The sequence below is a fragment of the Streptococcus australis genome, assembly GCF_901543175.1.
Classification (GTDB): domain Bacteria; phylum Bacillota; class Bacilli; order Lactobacillales; family Streptococcaceae; genus Streptococcus; species Streptococcus australis_A.
Window position 1 is genome coordinate 1,190,018 of the sequence record NZ_LR594040.1, and the last position, 16,321, is coordinate 1,206,338.

Here is a 16,321-nt window from a genome sequence, read left to right on the forward strand (position 1 = left end):
CTACTTCAAAGACCAGCCACCATCCACAGTCAAGATTTGTCCTTGCATGGCAGATGCGTGACCGCTAGCCAAGAATAAGCTGACTTCTGCAATTTCACTTGGTTCAATCCAACGCTTGATAGGAGTTTCACTAGCCACCCAGTCTGCTAAGCCACCGGGTTCAAAGTCCGCAGCAGTCATGCCTGTCTTGACTGCTCCGGGAGCAATCCCAAAGACCTGAATCCCAGCATCTGCATAATCTAGAGCCAACTGCTTGGTAAAGCCAGCCAAGGCATGCTTAGAGGAAGTATAGGCGTGACCACCTCCGCCGGCTAAACTAGAAGCGATGGAGCACATATTGATGATGATTCCTTTTTTATTCTCCAGCATTTGTGTCAAATAATAGCGAGTCAACTCAACAGGAGTCACGTAGTTAATTTCAAAAATTTCTTGAATTTCCTGCGCCGTTTGTTCCAAAAGTGGTTTGTAATCATCCAAAACTCCAGCAGTATTGCACAAAACATCCACCCGAGGACACCAGTCAAAAATAGGCTCCAAGTTCAATGTCAAATCTCTCTGTAAAAAGTGGAAATCACCCTGTAATAGTGGATTTTCGCCTTGGTCAACTCCATAAACTTGATAGTCCTTCTCTAAAAAAAGTCGAGCTTGAGCCAGACCGATACCTGAACTCACTCCCGTAATCAATACACGTCTAGTCATGCACTTCTACCCAATCCGTCGCCAAAACATCACAAGGTGTCGGACTCCACATGGAAAAACCTTCTCCTTCTCCAGACACGTTGATTAGGAAATAAGGTGTCACTTCAAGTGCAACCCCGTTTTGTTCAATAGTGTCAAAAAGCTGCACATAGTTTTCAGCCCCTCCCCAACCAGTTCGTACATATTTTTTCTTAGCCTTTAATCCAGGTAGGATTTCTTCAAATGTCATGTTCTTCTCCTTTGTTGTCTATAAACGTTGATTTAATAAGCTTTTTAGTCAGCCTTTGAGTTCTGAAATATAAATTTGTTCACCTTTTTGTGGACTTACAAGCTATTCATGGCTTTTTCAAAATATGAAACCGCCTCTTTTTCTTTATCCGCAGATAGGTGGCTGTATATATCCATGGTCATAGCTAAAGTAGCATGACCTAAACGGTATTGTAATTCTTTATAGCTGATACCAGCATTTAGCAATAAACTAGCGTGAGTATGACGGAAAGCGTGAAAAGTAAAGCGAGGAATAGAAATCTCATTACAGCGTCTATCTAAAGCCTCCTGTCTAGTTGCCAGGTTCTGGTACTCTCTCGTAGGTGTTGCAAACACCACAGACGAAACACGCGCCCCTGACTCCAAATATAATTGGCGTTGTCTATTCTGGTAAAGACGTAACATGTTGACCGTTTTCTTGTCTATGCTGATTATCCTAACTCCTGCTTTGCTTTTCGGTGTACCTATTAGCTTTAATAACCTACTGTAATTCTTGTTAATGCTTATAGTTCCATTCTCAAAATCAATATCCGACCATTCCAGGGCTACTACTTCACCAAAACGGCAACCAGTAGCAAGTAAGACACTATACAGAACATAATCAAAATAATATCTATATTTCTTAAACGCCAGTTTTTCCATATGGAGCAACAGAGCCTTTAAGTCGTCTGAAGCTATGAACTTGATCGCTGTATTCTCACGTTTAGGCTGTTTAGGGAGAATAATATCCCTAGCTGGATTGAATGGCAAGAGCTGGAGAGATACCCCATACTGTAAGACACGCCTATTTATTGAATGAACCACCGCATAGTGAACTAGCTGAGTCGATAAATCATTGATAAAGCTTTGTATATAGCTAACAGATAGCTTGGTCAGTTTCAGAGTACCAAAGACAGGTATAAGATGATTGTACAGCATTCTCTTAGTGTCTAAAAAAGTCTGAGGCTTTACTGTAAGCTGGTAACTGTCTAGCCATAGATCAGCTAACTCCTGATAATTTTTTACAGGTACTACTTTTGTCACCGTACAACCGTTCGATATAAAATCATCTTGCGCGTGCTTTGCTTTCTGCTTGACCTCTTTTTTTGTCCTACCCGTTACACTTGTTTTAGCTTTCTTACCTGTTACCTGGTCAACTCCTAAATATACATTAGCACGGTACACTGTTGTACCGTTTTTCTTTTTGACTTCAGTTATTTGCATATTTTAAACCTTTCTAAAATACATCAGCAGGCAAGCTATTATTAAAAAGGTTTTAGATTGTGGTTTAAATCATGCTAGGGCTTCACAGATTGCCCTGTATTCGATTTTAAAGAGTCAGGCGGTAAATAATACCAGAGTTGGAAATAAGGCGGATACGGGGCTTATATGGGTAAATATTGAAAAAGTACTTATAAGTTCATACTTTTTTTAAATCTTATATTGAACGCCAAGAAATCACGCGCAGAACGTGAAAAAACATGAATTTTTGAAGATTTCAAAAGCTAGAAAAACAAGTGCTTACAAGTCTTTCAATGGTTTTAAGTTATTTGGGTTCATGTTGACAAAAGTTGACATTTTCAGGGTATAACATACCAAAAAACTAGGAAAACTTATATTTCAGATTTTTACACCTAGTGGCGCGTGAGGCACCCTATTCAGCTTCGGGGTTGAAAATAAACATATCTATGTACTTAATTGTTGGTGAAATATCCCAGACTTCAAACGTTTCAGAAAGTTGTTGTTTTATATTATCTATCAATTCATTTTTAAATTGCACAGGCATATCATCAAAAATAGCAACTTGAGACATAGAGCCATTTAGTCTAACTTTATCCAATTGACTTGGATTGAATAGCTTATCAGGGTCTTTACTATACAAATAAAGAAATTTATATTCAAGAAGGTATTTCCTATCTCTCCCTCTTCTAAACTCTAGTAAAAGATAGCATGGTTCTTCAAATTCAGGAACAAATTCCCAATGTTCTTTGACCTCGGATAATGTATCAAAATTATCAAAGCCACATTGAATTTTTACATCATAAGCCCAAAAATCAAAGAATTCACTAGGAGAAACTTCTAGATAGTTACAAATTTTATCTATTGTTTGTAAGCTAATTTTATCAGTATTATTATTTGAAATTTTTGAAATAGTTGAACGAGCTATCCCTGTATCATTAAATAATTGGGTAGCCGTTACTCCTCTATCAATCATTAGTTTTGCTAAATTATTTCTAAGCATTAAAATCACGCTCCTTTAAATACATTTTAGCTTATACACTTCTTTTTTTCAAGATATTTTATTTTTTTACTTGACACGATAAAAATATAGTGTAAAATAAAGAGTATAATTTTAGCGTTAGCGCTATTATTTTTCTTAAAATAAACAAAAAGGAGTTTAAAGCTATGGAAAATAATTTCCGTGTCTTATTGGCAAAGCAACGCAAAAAAGTTGCTGACGTTCATTTAGCGACAGGTATCTCAAAAAGTACACTTATTTCACTGTATTATGAGCGCACAAAGCGCCCAGATATTGAAACCTTGCAAAAGGTAGCCGAGTATCTAGGCGTAACCATTGACGAACTACTTACAGTCGAAGATTAGGAGGTACAGCATGAACATTGTCTACATGGACGGTAAGAAAGAGCCGTACACCACAAGCGAGATCATCGCTGAATGTGCTGAAGTTACTCATCACACAATACAAGAACTTTTAAGAAAGCATAAAGCTGACTTTGAAAGCTACGGAATTATCGCATTTGAAATGCGTAAATTAGACGGCAGAGGACGACCAATGAAAATCTATCGCCTGAACGAACAACAGGCAACCTTGCTGATCACTTACCTAAAAAATACCGAACCCGTTAGAGCTTTTAAAAAAGCTCTAGTCAAAGCATTTTTTGAAATGCGGGACGAGCTAACTCAGTTTAAGCTGCAACGTGCTTTAGAAAAGCTAAAGCGTAAGACTTTGCATGACAGCATTAAGAACTGGGAACAAAAACCAAAGCGCGCGCATAGCACTATCACAAATCTTTTGCTAAAAGGCACTAGCGGTATGAATAAAAAGCAACTGATGGCAGCGCGTGGCGGTCTGACAGGTATCGATAGCTTGACCAGTACCGAGCTTGTCAGATACCAAGCCTTGGAAGATATGGCTATCGCTATGATTAACTTGGGTATGACCTATCAGGATATTAAGTCTATGGTCTTCAGACAAAAAGAAAACGCACCACAAGGCGCGTGAGAGCAACAAAAAAGGCTTAGCAATAACCACACCGCAGAGCCTTTCACACTATCACTAAAACATAATAAACAAGCAGGCAAGCTTTTATTAAAAGGGTTTTAGTAAAGATTTATACCTAGATTATAGCATATCTGGGACACTTTGACCATACGGAGAGCGCCAACTCTTAAAACTGGTATCACCTCACGCTTTCAAACTTTGGCGACTCTGAGCGCGAGGCCAGTGACAAGAAAAACATTCAAAAGACTCTAATTACATAAAAAAGCGAGGTAATTACCATGAAAAAACAAGACCAAAATCAAACAGTTGCTCTGACAGTTAAGTAAATCAAAGAACAAGGCCAACGCACTACCGACGTTATGACGAGAGTAGACACTCTAAAAGGCTATGCTAACAGTCTTATGCTAGCCATGAACAGCGAGCCAGACAAAGCCGTTCTATTAAGCTGCCTAAAAAACTTTCTAAGCCAAGTATATGACCAGATGGATGTAATGTATCAGGAACTAGACGCCGTGGCATATCAGCTACTGGAATGCGACAATCCCGAAGAATTAAAAGCCTACCTGAGAGTGAAAGGATAAGGGTTATTAGCATGAGCGAGCTACTAGGTGCAATTTTAACACTACTACTTTTCTTTCTAGCTGGCGTATGTGCTGAGCTGTTTCACTCCTGGGCTATTGCTTACAGACGCCGAGGATATATCACCAAACGGCAACTCAGAAAGATGGAAAAATGGCTTGAAACAATGGAGGGTAGAGGATGACGGAGCTTGAAGAAAGAATTTTAAGACTGATACCTGTAGGGGCGGACGAGCCACGCGCAGGGCGGGATATAGCCAATGTGCTAGGGCTAGAGATGAGAGCCTTACGAGATCATATTCTCCGGCTTATCGTTCGCTATGGTATCCCCATTGTGGCCAAACGTGGGGCAAGTAACGGCTACTATATCCCTGCTAACGATACCGAACGCCTAGCAGGGATCAGGGAGCTAAAGGCTCAGTATGACACAGAAGGAAGGCGTCTAGATGTGCTTATCAAAGCTGATTTAGAAAGCTATAAAGAGCTGCTGAAGGGAGCTGATAAGAATGTTTAGTCTCAGCAAAGAAAGTGAAAACAGTCTAAAACGTGGCATATTAAAACTGGTAGAAAACTTTCTAAAAGACTATTTAAAGCCTAAACAACGTATAACAGGGCTAATGACACCTAAACAACTCAAGGAAGAGTTAGAGATAGATTACAACACCTTAAAACGTTGGGAACGCGCAGGGCTAAAAAGGTGCACTCCTCCTATCGAGGATACACGCAAAGTCTTTTATAGAATCGGTGATATTCTAATATTTCTAGGAGCTGATAAAGAATCATAAGGAGTAAAACGTGGCAAGAACAAAAATATATTTTTGGCTAAAAATTGATAAGAAATTTTTTGATAATATTTTTATCAAGAGACTAAAGACAATACCGGGTGGGTACACCATGACAGTTATTTATATTAGGCTCATGCTAGAGAGCTTGGAGAGTGACTGTATTTTATACTATGAGGGCTACTTTGATAATCTTAAGGAAGAGTTAGCCCTAAAATTAGATGTATCAGAAGATGATATAGATATGACCATGGCATACTTTACAAAATGCGGTTTAATACAGATTGACGAAGATAAAAACGCAGAACTACCCCAGGCTAAAGCCCTAGTACAGCAGGAAACTAACCAAGCAGCATACATGCGAGAATATCGGAAACAGCAACGAGAACAAAAGGAAAATCTTACAATGTTACCCGAAGACCTCACAACGTTATCTATGTGTAAGACAGAGATAGAGATAGAGATAGAGTTAGAAGAAGAGATAGATAAAAAAACTTCTTCTGCTCCTACTGCTGAAATCTCTAACTATTACCAAAAGCGTATAGGGGTTATGGATGGGCAACAATATCAAATACTGACTGACTATCTCACTCTTGACGGTATAGAGCTAGAGGCCATAGAAAAGGCTGCAGATAACGGCAAGCGATCTTTTAGCTATATCAATTCAATACTGAAGAACTGGCGACAGAATGGCATTAAAACCATGACACAAGTCGAATCTGAACAGAGACAGTTTCAGCAAGAGAAACAAGGTCAGTCTGGCGATGATATTCAAGACCCCTTTATCTACTGACGGAGAGGAGAAACAATGGAATTACTGAATACAGACCAGCTAAACGAAAAAATAAAGGTCACTGATGAGCTTTGCCCAACTCATCAGATTAACCTAGTACAATTCAAAAAGCCAGATGATTATACATCACCCTACTGCATGGAATGTACTAGGGTGAATATTAAACAGACGGAGCTAGAGGGCGTAGAAAAAGCTCTAGGGCATGATCTGAACTCTTCAACCTATGATGTGCTAGCGCGTGAAAGTACGGTGTCAAATGAGCTGAGAGAAGCCTCTTTTAGCACTTTCAAAGCTGAGACAAAAGAGGAACACGAGGCCAAGGAGTTTGCTATCAAGCAAGCTAAGCTGTACCTAAATGGCATGACAGGAAACACGCTGATTATGGGCAAACCAGGCACTGGTAAAAGTCATTTATGCTATTCCATGGCCAAAGCCATCAACGAGGGCTATAAGTCTAAGAATGACCCTAAGAGCGTCCTCTTTGTCAGCATTGCTGAAATCGTCACGCGCATTCAGTCAGGCTGGCAGTATAGGCAGAGTGATTTTACAGAGTATGACGCCTTGAAGCTGCTGACTGAAGTTGACTATCTCTTTATTGACGATTTAGGTACAGAAAGCGTTATGAATAGCCGAAAAGATGAGGCTAATAACTGGGTACAGACCTTTCTTTTCAAGATTTTTGATAGGCGGGAAACAACCATCATCAATACCAACCACAACGGAAAAGAGTTGGCCAGAATTTATAATGACAAGCTAGTCAGTCGAATTGGCAAACGGTCAGAGGGGAATGTATACAACATGACAGACATCAAAGACAAGAGGATGAGGCGTAATTTTTAACCAAATAAAGAAAGGAGGAAGCCCATGATAGAACCAGTATACTTTGAACAGGCAGATCAGGGACTGGAGGAACTCAATCGCAAACGTGACGATTTTATGACAGATGAAACACCAGTATGTCTTGAAGATACGCCTAAACTGATTGAACTAGGTGAGAAGCTCCGGACGGAAGACACCAGCATAAATACCTATGAGTTATACAGACACCCTGAAGCGCGTGCAAAGTTATTCGCCCAAATCGCGGAAGCCTGCTTCTTGCTAATTGCAGATAGTTCACCAGTACCAGTGCAGCCAACACAAGCACAGCGGATACATTTTTGCGAGTACTTGGAAGGACAGTTCCAGAATATCATTAAGAAGTTGATTGCAGGAACTGACAAGCAAGTTCTGGAGTCTTTACTTGAAGCTTTACAACTGCCCAAAGAAAAGCAAGCTCAGTTTGTCCGTGATGTGGTAGTAAGTGGCTTACTCAGTGAAGAATAGTAGCAAAGGGGCATTGCCTCTTTTTGTTGTTTCACTACTACTGAACCCAATCAATTTGGGTTTTTCCATATAGGGGTATTTTGAGAGAATGAAAGTTATTAAATCAATAACCATAGAGACATTTATAAAACCAATGAAAAACAAAAATATCAGTCATGGTATAGCTGAGTTGGACGGTAGAAAACTGGAAATAGACTTAGATAACCTGTATATCACCTTTGGAAGTAATCATTTTGATTTAGCAAGTATACCAGGAACTAAGGGAGGTAATCGCTATTTCTTTCTCTGTCCTATTTGTGGTAATCGATGCAGAAAACTCTATAAGAGACTTTTGCTATATGGTTGTGGATCATGCCAGAAAATACACAAGACAACACTGAACCGAAGTAAGACAGATTGTCAATACTATTGGGAGCTTGCGCTTAGGGAAGCTAGAAAGGTAGAACCAGGTTGGAGTCCCAAACGTGGCGGATATATGTTTGACAGTTTTCCTGAAAGACCAAAGTATATGAAACGTGACAAGTATGATAAGCATTACCAAAAGTTTGTGAACTACACAAAGAAAGGAGATAGTTTTTGGCTGAATGGTTTAGGATCACTCCGATAATTTGTAGTAGGGTGTAATTTACCAAACAAATAAATACTACATATTAGACGGTTTAAATGTTAAAAAAGCTAGATATATCAAGGATTTAAGTAAGTAGAGCGTTCCAAAAAAAGGGTGAGGTAAGGAGGAGGTTGCGTATTTAAAAATACTAAGATTTTACAAAGGTACAGGACTTTTTTCTAGTGATAGAACCCTAAGATCACCCTAAGGTATCGACACTTTTAGAACCATAGAACGGTAAGGTTTTGGTAAGGTATCGAAGTTTTACAATGGTGAGGTTTTGGTTAGGTAGTGGCAAAAAATATGCCTGACAAATGGCAGGGTTATGTGTGTTGAACTCCGAGCGAACGCCGAGAAAATAGCTCTTGAACAGAGAAGGAACTGAGAAGATTATATGGCTTGAACCTCGAGCGAACATAGAGAAAACGCAAAAAAAGCCAAAGCAATCCGCCTCAGCTATAATTAACACAATAAAATTATACCATACAGGAGGCCAAAGTATGACACCAGAGCAAATAAAAGAAAAACTAGAGGGTATTAAGTGGATAAATAAAGAAATAGAGGGCTTATATTTAGAGCTTGCGGCTTTAGAAAGTGGTATTATCAAAAAGCTAGAAATGACCACTACCAGAGTACAAACAAGCAGGGTAAATACAGCAGAGAATAACCTTATAAGTGTTCTGAAGCTAAAAGAGGACACTTTACAGAGAATTGAGCGACTTACTGAGGAGAGAATGGAAATATCTAGGTTGATCGATAAGCTGGTTAATCCTCTTGAGCGTTCTGTTCTAAGACTTTTTTACTTGAATAATCTCGACGCTTGGGAGGTAGCTGAGGAAATAGGGAAATCTAAATCTTCGATATATAGTGTAAGGCAGGAAGCTATAGAACACTTAACAGGTATAGTAAATGGAGATTGATTTAACCTTAGCACAGAGACTAGTTCGTATAGGATACCCTATGCTTCGTATTTGCTCCCTATTTTGCTTTGTTTCGTACTAGATGACTAAAACACCATGGATAAACTAGAAGTCCTTAGAAACGATTCTGGGGGCCTTTGTGATTTGAGAGATAATAAGTATTATCCCTTTACAGTACGTGTAATACGTGTTATAATAATATTGTCAGGAGGTAAAAGCGCTATGCCTATGACACAAAAAGAGATGGTCAAACTCCTTACTGCTCATGGTTGGATAAAAACCAAAGGCGGTAAAGGCTCCCACGTTAAAATGGAGAAAGAAGGGGAAAGACCTATCACAGTCCCTCATGGTGAACTAAATAAGTACACTGAAAGAGGGATAAGAAAGCAAGCAGGACTGTAATAAAGGCAGTCCCCCGCTTGTCTTTGATTTTGGAGGTAAACTATGCTTGTCACTTATCCAGCTTTATTTTATTATGACGATACAGACGGAGCAAACGCCCCTTATTTTGTCACTTTCCCAGACTTTGAGCATTCAGCAACCCAAGGCGAAGATATGGCTGACGCTATGGCAATGGCCAGCGATTGGCTCGGTATTAACCTAGCTGATTATATCGAGAATGGGCGAGAAATTCCTACCCCTACCCCTATTAACGCTCTATCTTTGGCAAATAATAACCCTTTCCGTGATGATGAGGATATAGAGCTAGTTTATGACCCTAGCAAGTCTTTTGTCTCTATGGTTATGGTTGACGTAGCGGAGTATCTAGGTAGTCAAGAGCCTGTAAAGAAAACCCTAACTATCCCACGTTGGGCGGATACTTTAGGACGTGACCTAGGTTTGAACTTCTCACAGACCCTAACAGACGCTATTGCTGATAAAAAAATCCATGCTTAATAATTAACTATGATATAATTGACTTATAAACAGAGCTTTTCCATCTCCCCTTGAAACAGTTCATTCTGCAGTAGGAGGTGGGACGGTTCTGTTTTTACCATAAAGGAGCATTTAAGATGGCAAAAGTTAAAGAGAAATGGAACCCAACAATATCCCATATTGTCCCTAAAGGTACCAAACTAGCTGACGGTACAATATTAGACAAAGAAACCACCTTATCACAAGAAGAATTTGATAAAAACCCTCCTGTTATTCCAGCAGGACATCCTTTTTATAATATTTGTGCTGGGATAATACAAGAAAAAATAGAGAAAGGCGAACTATAAAAATCCGATAGGATTGCGCGTGACAATCGCGTGAAACATTATTGTTGACGTTAACATAATTGATAACCACGCGCTTTTTAGCGTTTCTCTTTTCGAGTGGTACCGTGGTATAATGTAATCACAGTTGGAGGCTTGCATAGTCTAGCCGATTAAGGAAAGTTAACCCATGGAGGTCATACACTCCCTTTTTTTGGTATAATAATCCTATCAGATAAGCAAAAGCAACTAAAAAAGCGTAGCTGATGACTACGCTAGTTCTTGCCTGCTGAACTCGTAAATTATTGACCTATTTTAGGTCTTTTTTACTCCCCTTTTTGTGGACTTTGGGAGAATATTAAAGGTCATTTGTGACTATGTTTTTTCAAAAAGTCCACAAAAATAAAGCCTATAAACTCCTATTTGAAGCCATTCCTAGACACTTTTCAGGATTTCTTCAAATGTCATGACTTTCTCCTTTTATATCAATAATTCTTCACTTCATTATAACAAAAAAACCGCTTTAAAACGGCTTTTTGACTGTAATTTATTCAAATCTGCTTCTACCTACGGCAAATCGTTCCCTGCAGCAAGATAAATTTCATACCATTCTTTTCTTGTTAAGCTAAAGTTTGCCGCTTGGCTAACTTCTCTCAAATGCTTAGGATTTGTTGTACCTACGACTGCCTGCATTTTAGCTGGATAACGCAATATCCAAGAAATTGCAATAGTTGAAGGAGTTACTCCATATTTAAAAGCTAAACGATCAAGTACTTGATTCAAAGCTTGAAATTTCTCATTTCCAACAAAATTCCCTTTAAAATACCCGAATTGTAAGACAGACCATGCTTGAATGACCACATCGTGTAATTTGCAATATTCAAAAATGTTGCCATCTCGCATAGTTGCTTGACTATCTTCCATATTAACATGAAAACCTGATTCGAATCCTGGAGTAAAAGCCGCACTCAATTGTAGCTGATTAACAGCTAACGGCTGCTTGACATCTTTTTTAAGCAACTCCATCATCATAGGATTTTGATTAGAAACTCCAAAATCTCGAACTTTACCTTGTTTATAAAGGAGATTAAAGGCTTCTGCTACTTGGTCAGCTTCCATCAAAGCATCTGGTCGATGAAGAAGCAAGCTATCTAGATGTTCAATCTTCAATCTTTGCAAAATACCGTCTACTGATTTTATGATATAGTCCTTAGAAAAATCAAAATAGGTGAATTCTTCAATGCGAATTCCACATTTTGACTGAATCCACATCTCCTCTCTTAAATCTGGACGATTTTTTAGGACAAGACCTAACAGTTCTTCACAACGACCACGACCATATATATCAGCCAAGTCGAAGGCATTGATTCCAACAGAAAGAGCTGTTTCTACAAGCTCTTCAACTTCTTTTACAGACTTATCTTTTATTCTCATCATTCCGAGAACAATTTCTGATAATTCTTTGTCTTCTTGACCAAGAGTTATGTATCTCATCAATTTTTTCTCCTCTAATTTCTACTGTTCTTCCCTTCATTATAACAAAAAAACCGCTTTAAAACGGCTTTTTGATTATGATTCTCCTATTATTCTACGGGATATCACTTGACTCTACTTTATAGTAATAAAAATCTTCATCATAATTTCCAGCTGATTGAGTAATAATTAAGCGTGGTCGTGAGCTATCTAATTGATCACCCATTGGATTTTTAAAACCTATTTTAAACAATCCAATAGCAGCACTCGTATGACTACTTTGTAAACTAACATAGCATAGCACTTCCACACTAGTTTGTAAAGCATAATAGTTAAAAAAACGACAACCACTTTTCAGCAGTTATCGTTGCTTATCTTTTAGTCTTTCCCACCAAGTTTGCTATTGATGGTCATCATGATGCTAGCTATTTTTTCACCCCAATATGGATCAGAAGCATAGAGAACATTCATTCCTGTCGCCTTGTTCCCCAAGTGGTCTCTTCCACGGTCAATGTAATTCTCACGAATCCACTTAGCCGCGCCGAGGATCCCCTTATCCACATCATCAAATTTCTTGGCTGAGGTATACGGGCTCGAATCATAAGCTGCAATTCCAAAGAAGTTATTCTTATCCTTGGCAATCTTGCTCCGTCCCCAAGCACTCTCAAGTGCACTATGGGCCATTAAGTAAAGAGCATTCACACCATATCGTTCCTCAGCTTCCTTAAAAACAGCTCCCTTACCAGCGAGGCGACTATCCCGAATATTCATCAAAGAATAAATTTTATCCAATTCAGCTGCACTGTAATTACTTGGTTTAGTCAAATTTCTAAAGAGGAAAGGATTTTCAATGGTGAAGCCATCAAAATGAATCCCATCAGTTGAATAATATTTCTTACCAATGGTCATAGCTGAGCTATGTGGCGCAACACGAAGACTCACATAAGGTGACAACTCATGGTAAAAATACTTACCATCGCTTGTATAATGAGGGACAAATTCACTGTCTTTATCAATAGCGACTAGGTCACTTTTATTCATAAATCCTGACAATCCCGAAACATTAACTGGTATTTGACTATCTTTTTTAGATTGGGCATCCCCAAGTGAAACTATGGTTCCTTGCGATACATAACTCAATCTTTCACCAGAAGCGCTATAGACATAAGCAGTAATTGGTTTCACTTTGTAATATTTTGCCTCTGAGATCCACTTCCCATTATTCTGGAAGGAATACTCTTTACCTTTGATCGTAAAAGTACCTGTTACATATCGACCATCATCTTTTAGATAGTACCAAGCATCGTAATCTTTGTCAAAAATCCATTCATTTTTGGCCATATAGCCACCGGATTTAAGGTAGTATGAACCAATCCATTCACGAGAAGCGTAGCCCCCACCTGATTTCAAGTAGAACCAGCTATTGTAGGATTTATCAAAAATCCACTCTTTTTCCGCCATAGCACCACTATTTTTCAGATAGTAGTCACTTTTCCACTGGCTACTTGCCATCACACCATCGCTATTGAAATAGTACCATGTTCCTTTGATTCTTTCCCATTTGTTGCGGGAAATTTTTCCCGAAGCTGTAGCATAGTACCACTTGTCAGATATTTTCACCCAATCGTTTTCTGCCATGGCACCACTACCTTGGAAGAGATAGTCATTATAGATGGTGCGACTAAGCATGACACCTTCCTTATCAAAGTAATACCAGACACCTTCAATCTTTTCCCATTTGTTGCGAGAAATCTTTCCTGAAGCTGTGGCATAGTACCACTTGTCAGATATTTTTACCCAATCGTTTTCTGCCATCGCACCACTACCTTGGAAGAGATAGTCATTATAGATGGTGCGACTAAGCATGACACCTTCTTTATCAAAGTAATACCAGACACCTTCAATCTTTTCCCATTTGTTGCGGGAAATTTTTCCCGAAGCTGTAGCATAGTACCACTTGTCAGATATTTTCACCCAATCGTTTTCTGCCATAGCACCACTACCTTGGAAGAGATAGTCATTATAGATGGTGCGACTAAGCATGACACCTTCTTTATCAAAGTAATACCAGACACCACCAATTTTTTTCCAGTTTACGACAGACTGGTTATTTTCATAAAAACGCCAGTTTCCTTGCTCTTTTTTCCAACCTTCCTTGATAACGTCCTCGTTTTTTTCCTTTTTGGATGAGTTATCTTTAGAAGAATTTTCCTCTTTTACAACCGGCTCTTTCTTGGGCTCCACTTGGGGAACTTCCTTTTTCGGAGTAGCTTCTTCTTTTTTCTTGACTACATCTGTGGTCTGAGTTTTTTTCGTAACCTGAGATTCTTCAGCATATACTGATGTCTTTGCAAATCCTGCCATAGAAAGAACGACAGTACTTGCAAGTAGTATCTTCTTCATTTTATTCTCCTCAGTAGAAATCAATCTATACTATTACTATTTTCCAAACCCTATTGTAACATAGTTAACAGACGGAAATATTACAAATTGATGAAGATTCTATGTCTTGTTGACGATAAGGAAGGTCTATCTTATCTCAGACTGGCTTTGACTTCTCGACGAAGTTCTTCTAAACTGCTAATGCCATATTTGTCCATGACTTTTGGCAGATTTTCGATGATTTCAGGGCAAGCATAAGGGTTAGTAAAGTTTGCTGTTCCAACTCCAATCGCAGAGGCCCCAGCCAGATACATTTCAAGCGCTGCTTCAGCCGAATCCACTCCCCCCATTCCAATGATGGGGAGGTCTGTTGTTTGAGCGACTTGGCGAATGAGTTTGAGGGCTACCGGAAAAACTGCTGGACCTGACATCCCACCCGTTCCATTGGCCAAGATTGGTCTTCTAGTTTTGAGGTCAAAGCGCATACCGACTAGAGTATTAATCATAGTCAAGCCACTTGCTCCCGCATCCTCTGCTGCCTTTGCGACGGTGACGATATCCGTCACACTAGGGGTTAGCTTGACATAAACTGGCACATCAGAGGCTTCCACAGCCGCTTTTACCACTTCGTAGGCCAAATCAGGATCTTGCCCAATCAAAAGTCCATGATTGCCGTGATCCACATTCGGACAGGAGATATTGAGCTCGATAGCTTTTACATTAGCCGCCTTGGAAATTCCTTGAGAAACGGCTGCATACTCTTGTTTTGAAAATCCTGCTACATTGGCGATGATGGGAAGCGTAGGATACTCTCTTTCTAGCCAAGGCAACTTTTCAGATAAAACAGCTTCTAAACCCGGATTTTGCAAGCCGATTGCATTGAGCATACCAGCAGGTGTCTCTGCTACCCTGGGAGTTGGATTGCCAAAACGGGGTTCAAGTGTCGTCGCCTTGATCATAATGGAGCCTAAAAGGTCTAAATCATAGTACTTGGCATACTCCTGACCAAAACCAAAACAGCCTGATGCTGGTATGATAGGATTTTTCAAGTCCAAGCCCGGTAGAGAGACTTGTAAACGATTTGTAGTCATGACTTTCTCCTTATAATACAACTGTTCCTGTGCGGAAAACAGGGCCATCTTCACAGACGCGTTGGCTGACTGTCTCACTTTCTGGCACTTTTAGAACGCAGGCATAGCAGGCCCCCATCCCGCAAGCCATACGAGATTCTAGAGATAGGTAGGCTCTTGGGTGGTCATAAAAGGTTTGATTGATGTACTTCATCATTCCAGGTGCCCCACATGAGTAAACAGCATCAAAATGACTATCTAAATTATTGATGACAACAGATACATTTCCCTTAATACCATACGAACCATCATCTGTCGTAACAAAAACCTGACCATATTGGGCCAATTCGGTTTCGAGAATAACAGCATCCTTGTTGGCAAAACCGAGGACTGTCACTACTTTCACCCCACGCGCATGCAATTCCTTAGCTACCTCAAGCAAGGGTGGAACTCCAATCCCCCCACCAACGAGGAGAACTTGACTCTTGTCGTCCAGATCAGACAAGTCAAAACCGTTCCCCTGAGGCCCCATCACATCAAGTGTATCACCCTGACTTAATGTTGAAAAAATAGCTGTCCCAGCACCTTCAATCCGATAAATAAGGCGACACTGCTTCTTAATCTTGTCAATAGATGAGATTGAAATAGGACGACGCAAGAGATGGGCATCATCAGGCACGCGCAGATGTAGAAATTGGCCTGCTCGCATCGCTTCAACCATTTCTCCTTCTAGGACTAATTCAAAAATTGCTGACGCAATTTCCTCCTGTGCAACCACCTTCATAGTTTCCAAACGAATGGCACCCAAACGCTTCTTACATGTAGGATTCATGATTTTCCTCCTTAAATTTTAAGGGGACCAGATAAAGAAAAGACCTTGCTAGTGCAAGGTCTCAGTCGAGATAGGACAGAACTCATGCGCACAACTAAAAGGTCTCCGCAGAGAGTTTTCCCTATCACTTTTATCTGACACCTTGTGAGTCTCTCTGGACTCCCCTTAAAGGT

General features: G+C 39.7%; 20 protein-coding genes and 1 pseudogene. 12 read left to right on the top strand and 9 right to left on the bottom strand.

Annotation, left to right across the window (positions count from 1 at the left end; all coding sequences use genetic code 11):
* The 4 genes from FGK98_RS05925 to FGK98_RS05940 all read right to left on the bottom strand — a co-directional run bounded on the left by FGK98_RS05925 (position 1) and on the right by FGK98_RS05940 (position 3,187).
* Positions 1 to 699: a 3-oxoacyl-ACP reductase gene (locus FGK98_RS05925; RefSeq protein WP_138100453.1), complete on the bottom strand. Its 699-nt coding sequence runs from the start codon at positions 697 to 699 to the stop codon at positions 1 to 3.
* The gene (locus FGK98_RS05930) at positions 692 to 928 is read right to left on the bottom strand and encodes a DUF2829 domain-containing protein (protein ID WP_000141913.1); all 237 of its coding nucleotides are present in this window, start codon (positions 926 to 928) and stop codon (positions 692 to 694) included. The genes FGK98_RS05925 and FGK98_RS05930 overlap by 8 nt, the downstream gene beginning before the upstream one ends.
* A gap of 95 nt (positions 929 to 1,023) precedes the next feature.
* Positions 1,024 to 2,169 (bottom strand): tyrosine-type recombinase/integrase, encoded by a 1,146-nt coding sequence (locus FGK98_RS05935; protein ID WP_138100454.1) that lies wholly within the window; start codon positions 2,167 to 2,169, stop codon positions 1,024 to 1,026.
* A 430-nt stretch (positions 2,170 to 2,599) separates the two neighbouring features.
* Positions 2,600 to 3,187, bottom strand: a complete 588-nt coding sequence (locus tag FGK98_RS05940) for a helix-turn-helix domain-containing protein (RefSeq protein ID WP_138100455.1) — start codon at positions 3,185 to 3,187, stop codon at positions 2,600 to 2,602.
* 164 nt (positions 3,188 to 3,351) lie between these two features.
* Between FGK98_RS05940 and FGK98_RS05945 the strand changes: the two genes are divergently transcribed.
* The 12 genes from FGK98_RS05945 to FGK98_RS06005 all read left to right on the top strand — a co-directional run bounded on the left by FGK98_RS05945 (position 3,352) and on the right by FGK98_RS06005 (position 10,415).
* Positions 3,352 to 3,549, top strand: a complete 198-nt coding sequence (locus tag FGK98_RS05945) for a helix-turn-helix domain-containing protein (RefSeq protein WP_138100456.1) — start codon at positions 3,352 to 3,354, stop codon at positions 3,547 to 3,549.
* 10 nt (positions 3,550 to 3,559) lie between these two features.
* Positions 3,560 to 4,189: a Rha family transcriptional regulator gene (locus tag FGK98_RS05950; RefSeq protein ID WP_138100457.1), complete on the top strand. Its 630-nt coding sequence runs from the start codon at positions 3,560 to 3,562 to the stop codon at positions 4,187 to 4,189.
* 759 nt (positions 4,190 to 4,948) lie between these two features.
* Entirely contained in the window at positions 4,949 to 5,281 is a 333-nt protein-coding gene (locus FGK98_RS05960; protein ID WP_138100458.1) for a DNA-binding protein, read from the top strand.
* Positions 5,274 to 5,552 carry an XRE family transcriptional regulator gene (locus FGK98_RS05965; protein WP_138100459.1) on the top strand — a complete coding sequence of 93 codons (279 nt, stop codon included), beginning with the start codon at positions 5,274 to 5,276 and terminating at the stop codon, positions 5,550 to 5,552. The genes FGK98_RS05960 and FGK98_RS05965 overlap by 8 nt, the downstream gene beginning before the upstream one ends.
* Before the next feature lie 10 nt (positions 5,553 to 5,562).
* Positions 5,563 to 6,342: a phage replisome organizer N-terminal domain-containing protein gene (locus FGK98_RS05970; RefSeq protein ID WP_138100460.1), complete on the top strand. Its 780-nt coding sequence runs from the start codon at positions 5,563 to 5,565 to the stop codon at positions 6,340 to 6,342.
* Positions 6,343 to 6,357: 15 nt separating this feature from the next.
* Positions 6,358 to 7,182: an ATP-binding protein gene (locus FGK98_RS05975; protein WP_138100461.1), complete on the top strand. Its 825-nt coding sequence runs from the start codon at positions 6,358 to 6,360 to the stop codon at positions 7,180 to 7,182.
* Between the two features lie 24 nt (positions 7,183 to 7,206).
* Positions 7,207 to 7,665 (top strand): hypothetical protein, encoded by a 459-nt coding sequence (locus tag FGK98_RS05980; protein ID WP_138100462.1) that lies wholly within the window; start codon positions 7,207 to 7,209, stop codon positions 7,663 to 7,665.
* 97 nt (positions 7,666 to 7,762) lie between these two features.
* Positions 7,763 to 8,272 carry a hypothetical protein gene (locus FGK98_RS05985; protein WP_138101048.1) on the top strand — a complete coding sequence of 170 codons (510 nt, stop codon included), beginning with the start codon at positions 7,763 to 7,765 and terminating at the stop codon, positions 8,270 to 8,272.
* Positions 8,273 to 8,772: 500 nt separating this feature from the next.
* Positions 8,773 to 9,192 (top strand): DUF1492 domain-containing protein, encoded by a 420-nt coding sequence (locus tag FGK98_RS05990; RefSeq protein ID WP_138100463.1) that lies wholly within the window; start codon positions 8,773 to 8,775, stop codon positions 9,190 to 9,192.
* Positions 9,193 to 9,414: 222 nt separating this feature from the next.
* Positions 9,415 to 9,594 (top strand): type II toxin-antitoxin system HicA family toxin, encoded by a 180-nt coding sequence (locus tag FGK98_RS05995; protein ID WP_001132280.1) that lies wholly within the window; start codon positions 9,415 to 9,417, stop codon positions 9,592 to 9,594.
* Positions 9,595 to 9,636: 42 nt separating this feature from the next.
* Positions 9,637 to 10,089: a type II toxin-antitoxin system HicB family antitoxin gene (locus FGK98_RS06000; RefSeq protein WP_138100464.1), complete on the top strand. Its 453-nt coding sequence runs from the start codon at positions 9,637 to 9,639 to the stop codon at positions 10,087 to 10,089.
* Positions 10,090 to 10,205: 116 nt separating this feature from the next.
* Positions 10,206 to 10,415 (top strand): BOW99_gp33 family protein, encoded by a 210-nt coding sequence (locus FGK98_RS06005; RefSeq protein WP_138100465.1) that lies wholly within the window; start codon positions 10,206 to 10,208, stop codon positions 10,413 to 10,415.
* A 543-nt stretch (positions 10,416 to 10,958) separates the two neighbouring features.
* On the opposite strand, the gene FGK98_RS06010 is transcribed toward FGK98_RS06005, so the two are convergent.
* From FGK98_RS06010 to FGK98_RS06030, 5 genes and pseudogenes are all read right to left on the bottom strand, one after another.
* Complete coding sequence (locus tag FGK98_RS06010; protein WP_138100466.1) at positions 10,959 to 11,885, bottom strand: aldo/keto reductase; 927 nt, start codon at positions 11,883 to 11,885, stop codon at positions 10,959 to 10,961.
* Positions 11,886 to 11,979: 94 nt separating this feature from the next.
* Positions 11,980 to 12,135, bottom strand: a pseudogene (locus FGK98_RS10265) (DUF6287 domain-containing protein); the annotation flags it as partial.
* Positions 12,136 to 12,242: 107 nt separating this feature from the next.
* Positions 12,243 to 14,267, bottom strand: coding sequence for a glucosaminidase domain-containing protein (locus FGK98_RS06020; protein WP_138100467.1), 2,025 nt, complete (start codon positions 14,265 to 14,267; stop codon positions 12,243 to 12,245).
* Positions 14,268 to 14,398: 131 nt separating this feature from the next.
* Complete coding sequence (locus FGK98_RS06025) at positions 14,399 to 15,385, bottom strand: dihydroorotate dehydrogenase (RefSeq protein ID WP_171011122.1); 987 nt, start codon at positions 15,383 to 15,385, stop codon at positions 14,399 to 14,401.
* Complete coding sequence (locus FGK98_RS06030) at positions 15,348 to 16,148, bottom strand: dihydroorotate dehydrogenase electron transfer subunit (RefSeq protein ID WP_138100469.1); 801 nt, start codon at positions 16,146 to 16,148, stop codon at positions 15,348 to 15,350. The genes FGK98_RS06025 and FGK98_RS06030 overlap by 38 nt, the downstream gene beginning before the upstream one ends.
* Positions 16,149 to 16,321: the final 173 nt, after the last annotated feature.

What these genes read in the sequence shown, in the direction of transcription:
- FGK98_RS05930 (WP_000141913.1), bottom strand. Translation starts at nt 928, where the DNA reads ATGACATTTGAAGAAATCCTACCTGGATTAAAGGCTAAGAAAAAATAT.
- FGK98_RS06000 (WP_138100464.1), top strand. Translation starts at nt 9,637, where the DNA reads ATGCTTGTCACTTATCCAGCTTTATTTTATTATGACGATACAGACGGA.
- FGK98_RS05980 (WP_138100462.1), top strand. Translation starts at nt 7,207, where the DNA reads ATGATAGAACCAGTATACTTTGAACAGGCAGATCAGGGACTGGAGGAA.
- FGK98_RS05925 (WP_138100453.1), bottom strand. Translation starts at nt 699, where the DNA reads ATGACTAGACGTGTATTGATTACGGGAGTGAGTTCAGGTATCGGTCTG.
- FGK98_RS06025 (WP_171011122.1), bottom strand. Translation starts at nt 15,385, where the DNA reads ATGGCCCTGTTTTCCGCACAGGAACAGTTGTATTATAAGGAGAAAGTC.
- FGK98_RS05990 (WP_138100463.1), top strand. Translation starts at nt 8,773, where the DNA reads ATGACACCAGAGCAAATAAAAGAAAAACTAGAGGGTATTAAGTGGATA.
- FGK98_RS05995 (WP_001132280.1), top strand. Translation starts at nt 9,415, where the DNA reads ATGCCTATGACACAAAAAGAGATGGTCAAACTCCTTACTGCTCATGGT.
- FGK98_RS05960 (WP_138100458.1), top strand. Translation starts at nt 4,949, where the DNA reads ATGACGGAGCTTGAAGAAAGAATTTTAAGACTGATACCTGTAGGGGCG.
- FGK98_RS06030 (WP_138100469.1), bottom strand. Translation starts at nt 16,148, where the DNA reads ATGAATCCTACATGTAAGAAGCGTTTGGGTGCCATTCGTTTGGAAACT.
- FGK98_RS06010 (WP_138100466.1), bottom strand. Translation starts at nt 11,885, where the DNA reads ATGAGATACATAACTCTTGGTCAAGAAGACAAAGAATTATCAGAAATT.
- FGK98_RS05935 (WP_138100454.1), bottom strand. Translation starts at nt 2,169, where the DNA reads ATGCAAATAACTGAAGTCAAAAAGAAAAACGGTACAACAGTGTACCGT.
- FGK98_RS06020 (WP_138100467.1), bottom strand. Translation starts at nt 14,267, where the DNA reads ATGAAGAAGATACTACTTGCAAGTACTGTCGTTCTTTCTATGGCAGGA.
- FGK98_RS05975 (WP_138100461.1), top strand. Translation starts at nt 6,358, where the DNA reads ATGGAATTACTGAATACAGACCAGCTAAACGAAAAAATAAAGGTCACT.
- FGK98_RS05950 (WP_138100457.1), top strand. Translation starts at nt 3,560, where the DNA reads ATGAACATTGTCTACATGGACGGTAAGAAAGAGCCGTACACCACAAGC.
- FGK98_RS05945 (WP_138100456.1), top strand. Translation starts at nt 3,352, where the DNA reads ATGGAAAATAATTTCCGTGTCTTATTGGCAAAGCAACGCAAAAAAGTT.
- FGK98_RS05965 (WP_138100459.1), top strand. Translation starts at nt 5,274, where the DNA reads ATGTTTAGTCTCAGCAAAGAAAGTGAAAACAGTCTAAAACGTGGCATA.
- FGK98_RS05940 (WP_138100455.1), bottom strand. Translation starts at nt 3,187, where the DNA reads ATGCTTAGAAATAATTTAGCAAAACTAATGATTGATAGAGGAGTAACG.
- FGK98_RS06005 (WP_138100465.1), top strand. Translation starts at nt 10,206, where the DNA reads ATGGCAAAAGTTAAAGAGAAATGGAACCCAACAATATCCCATATTGTC.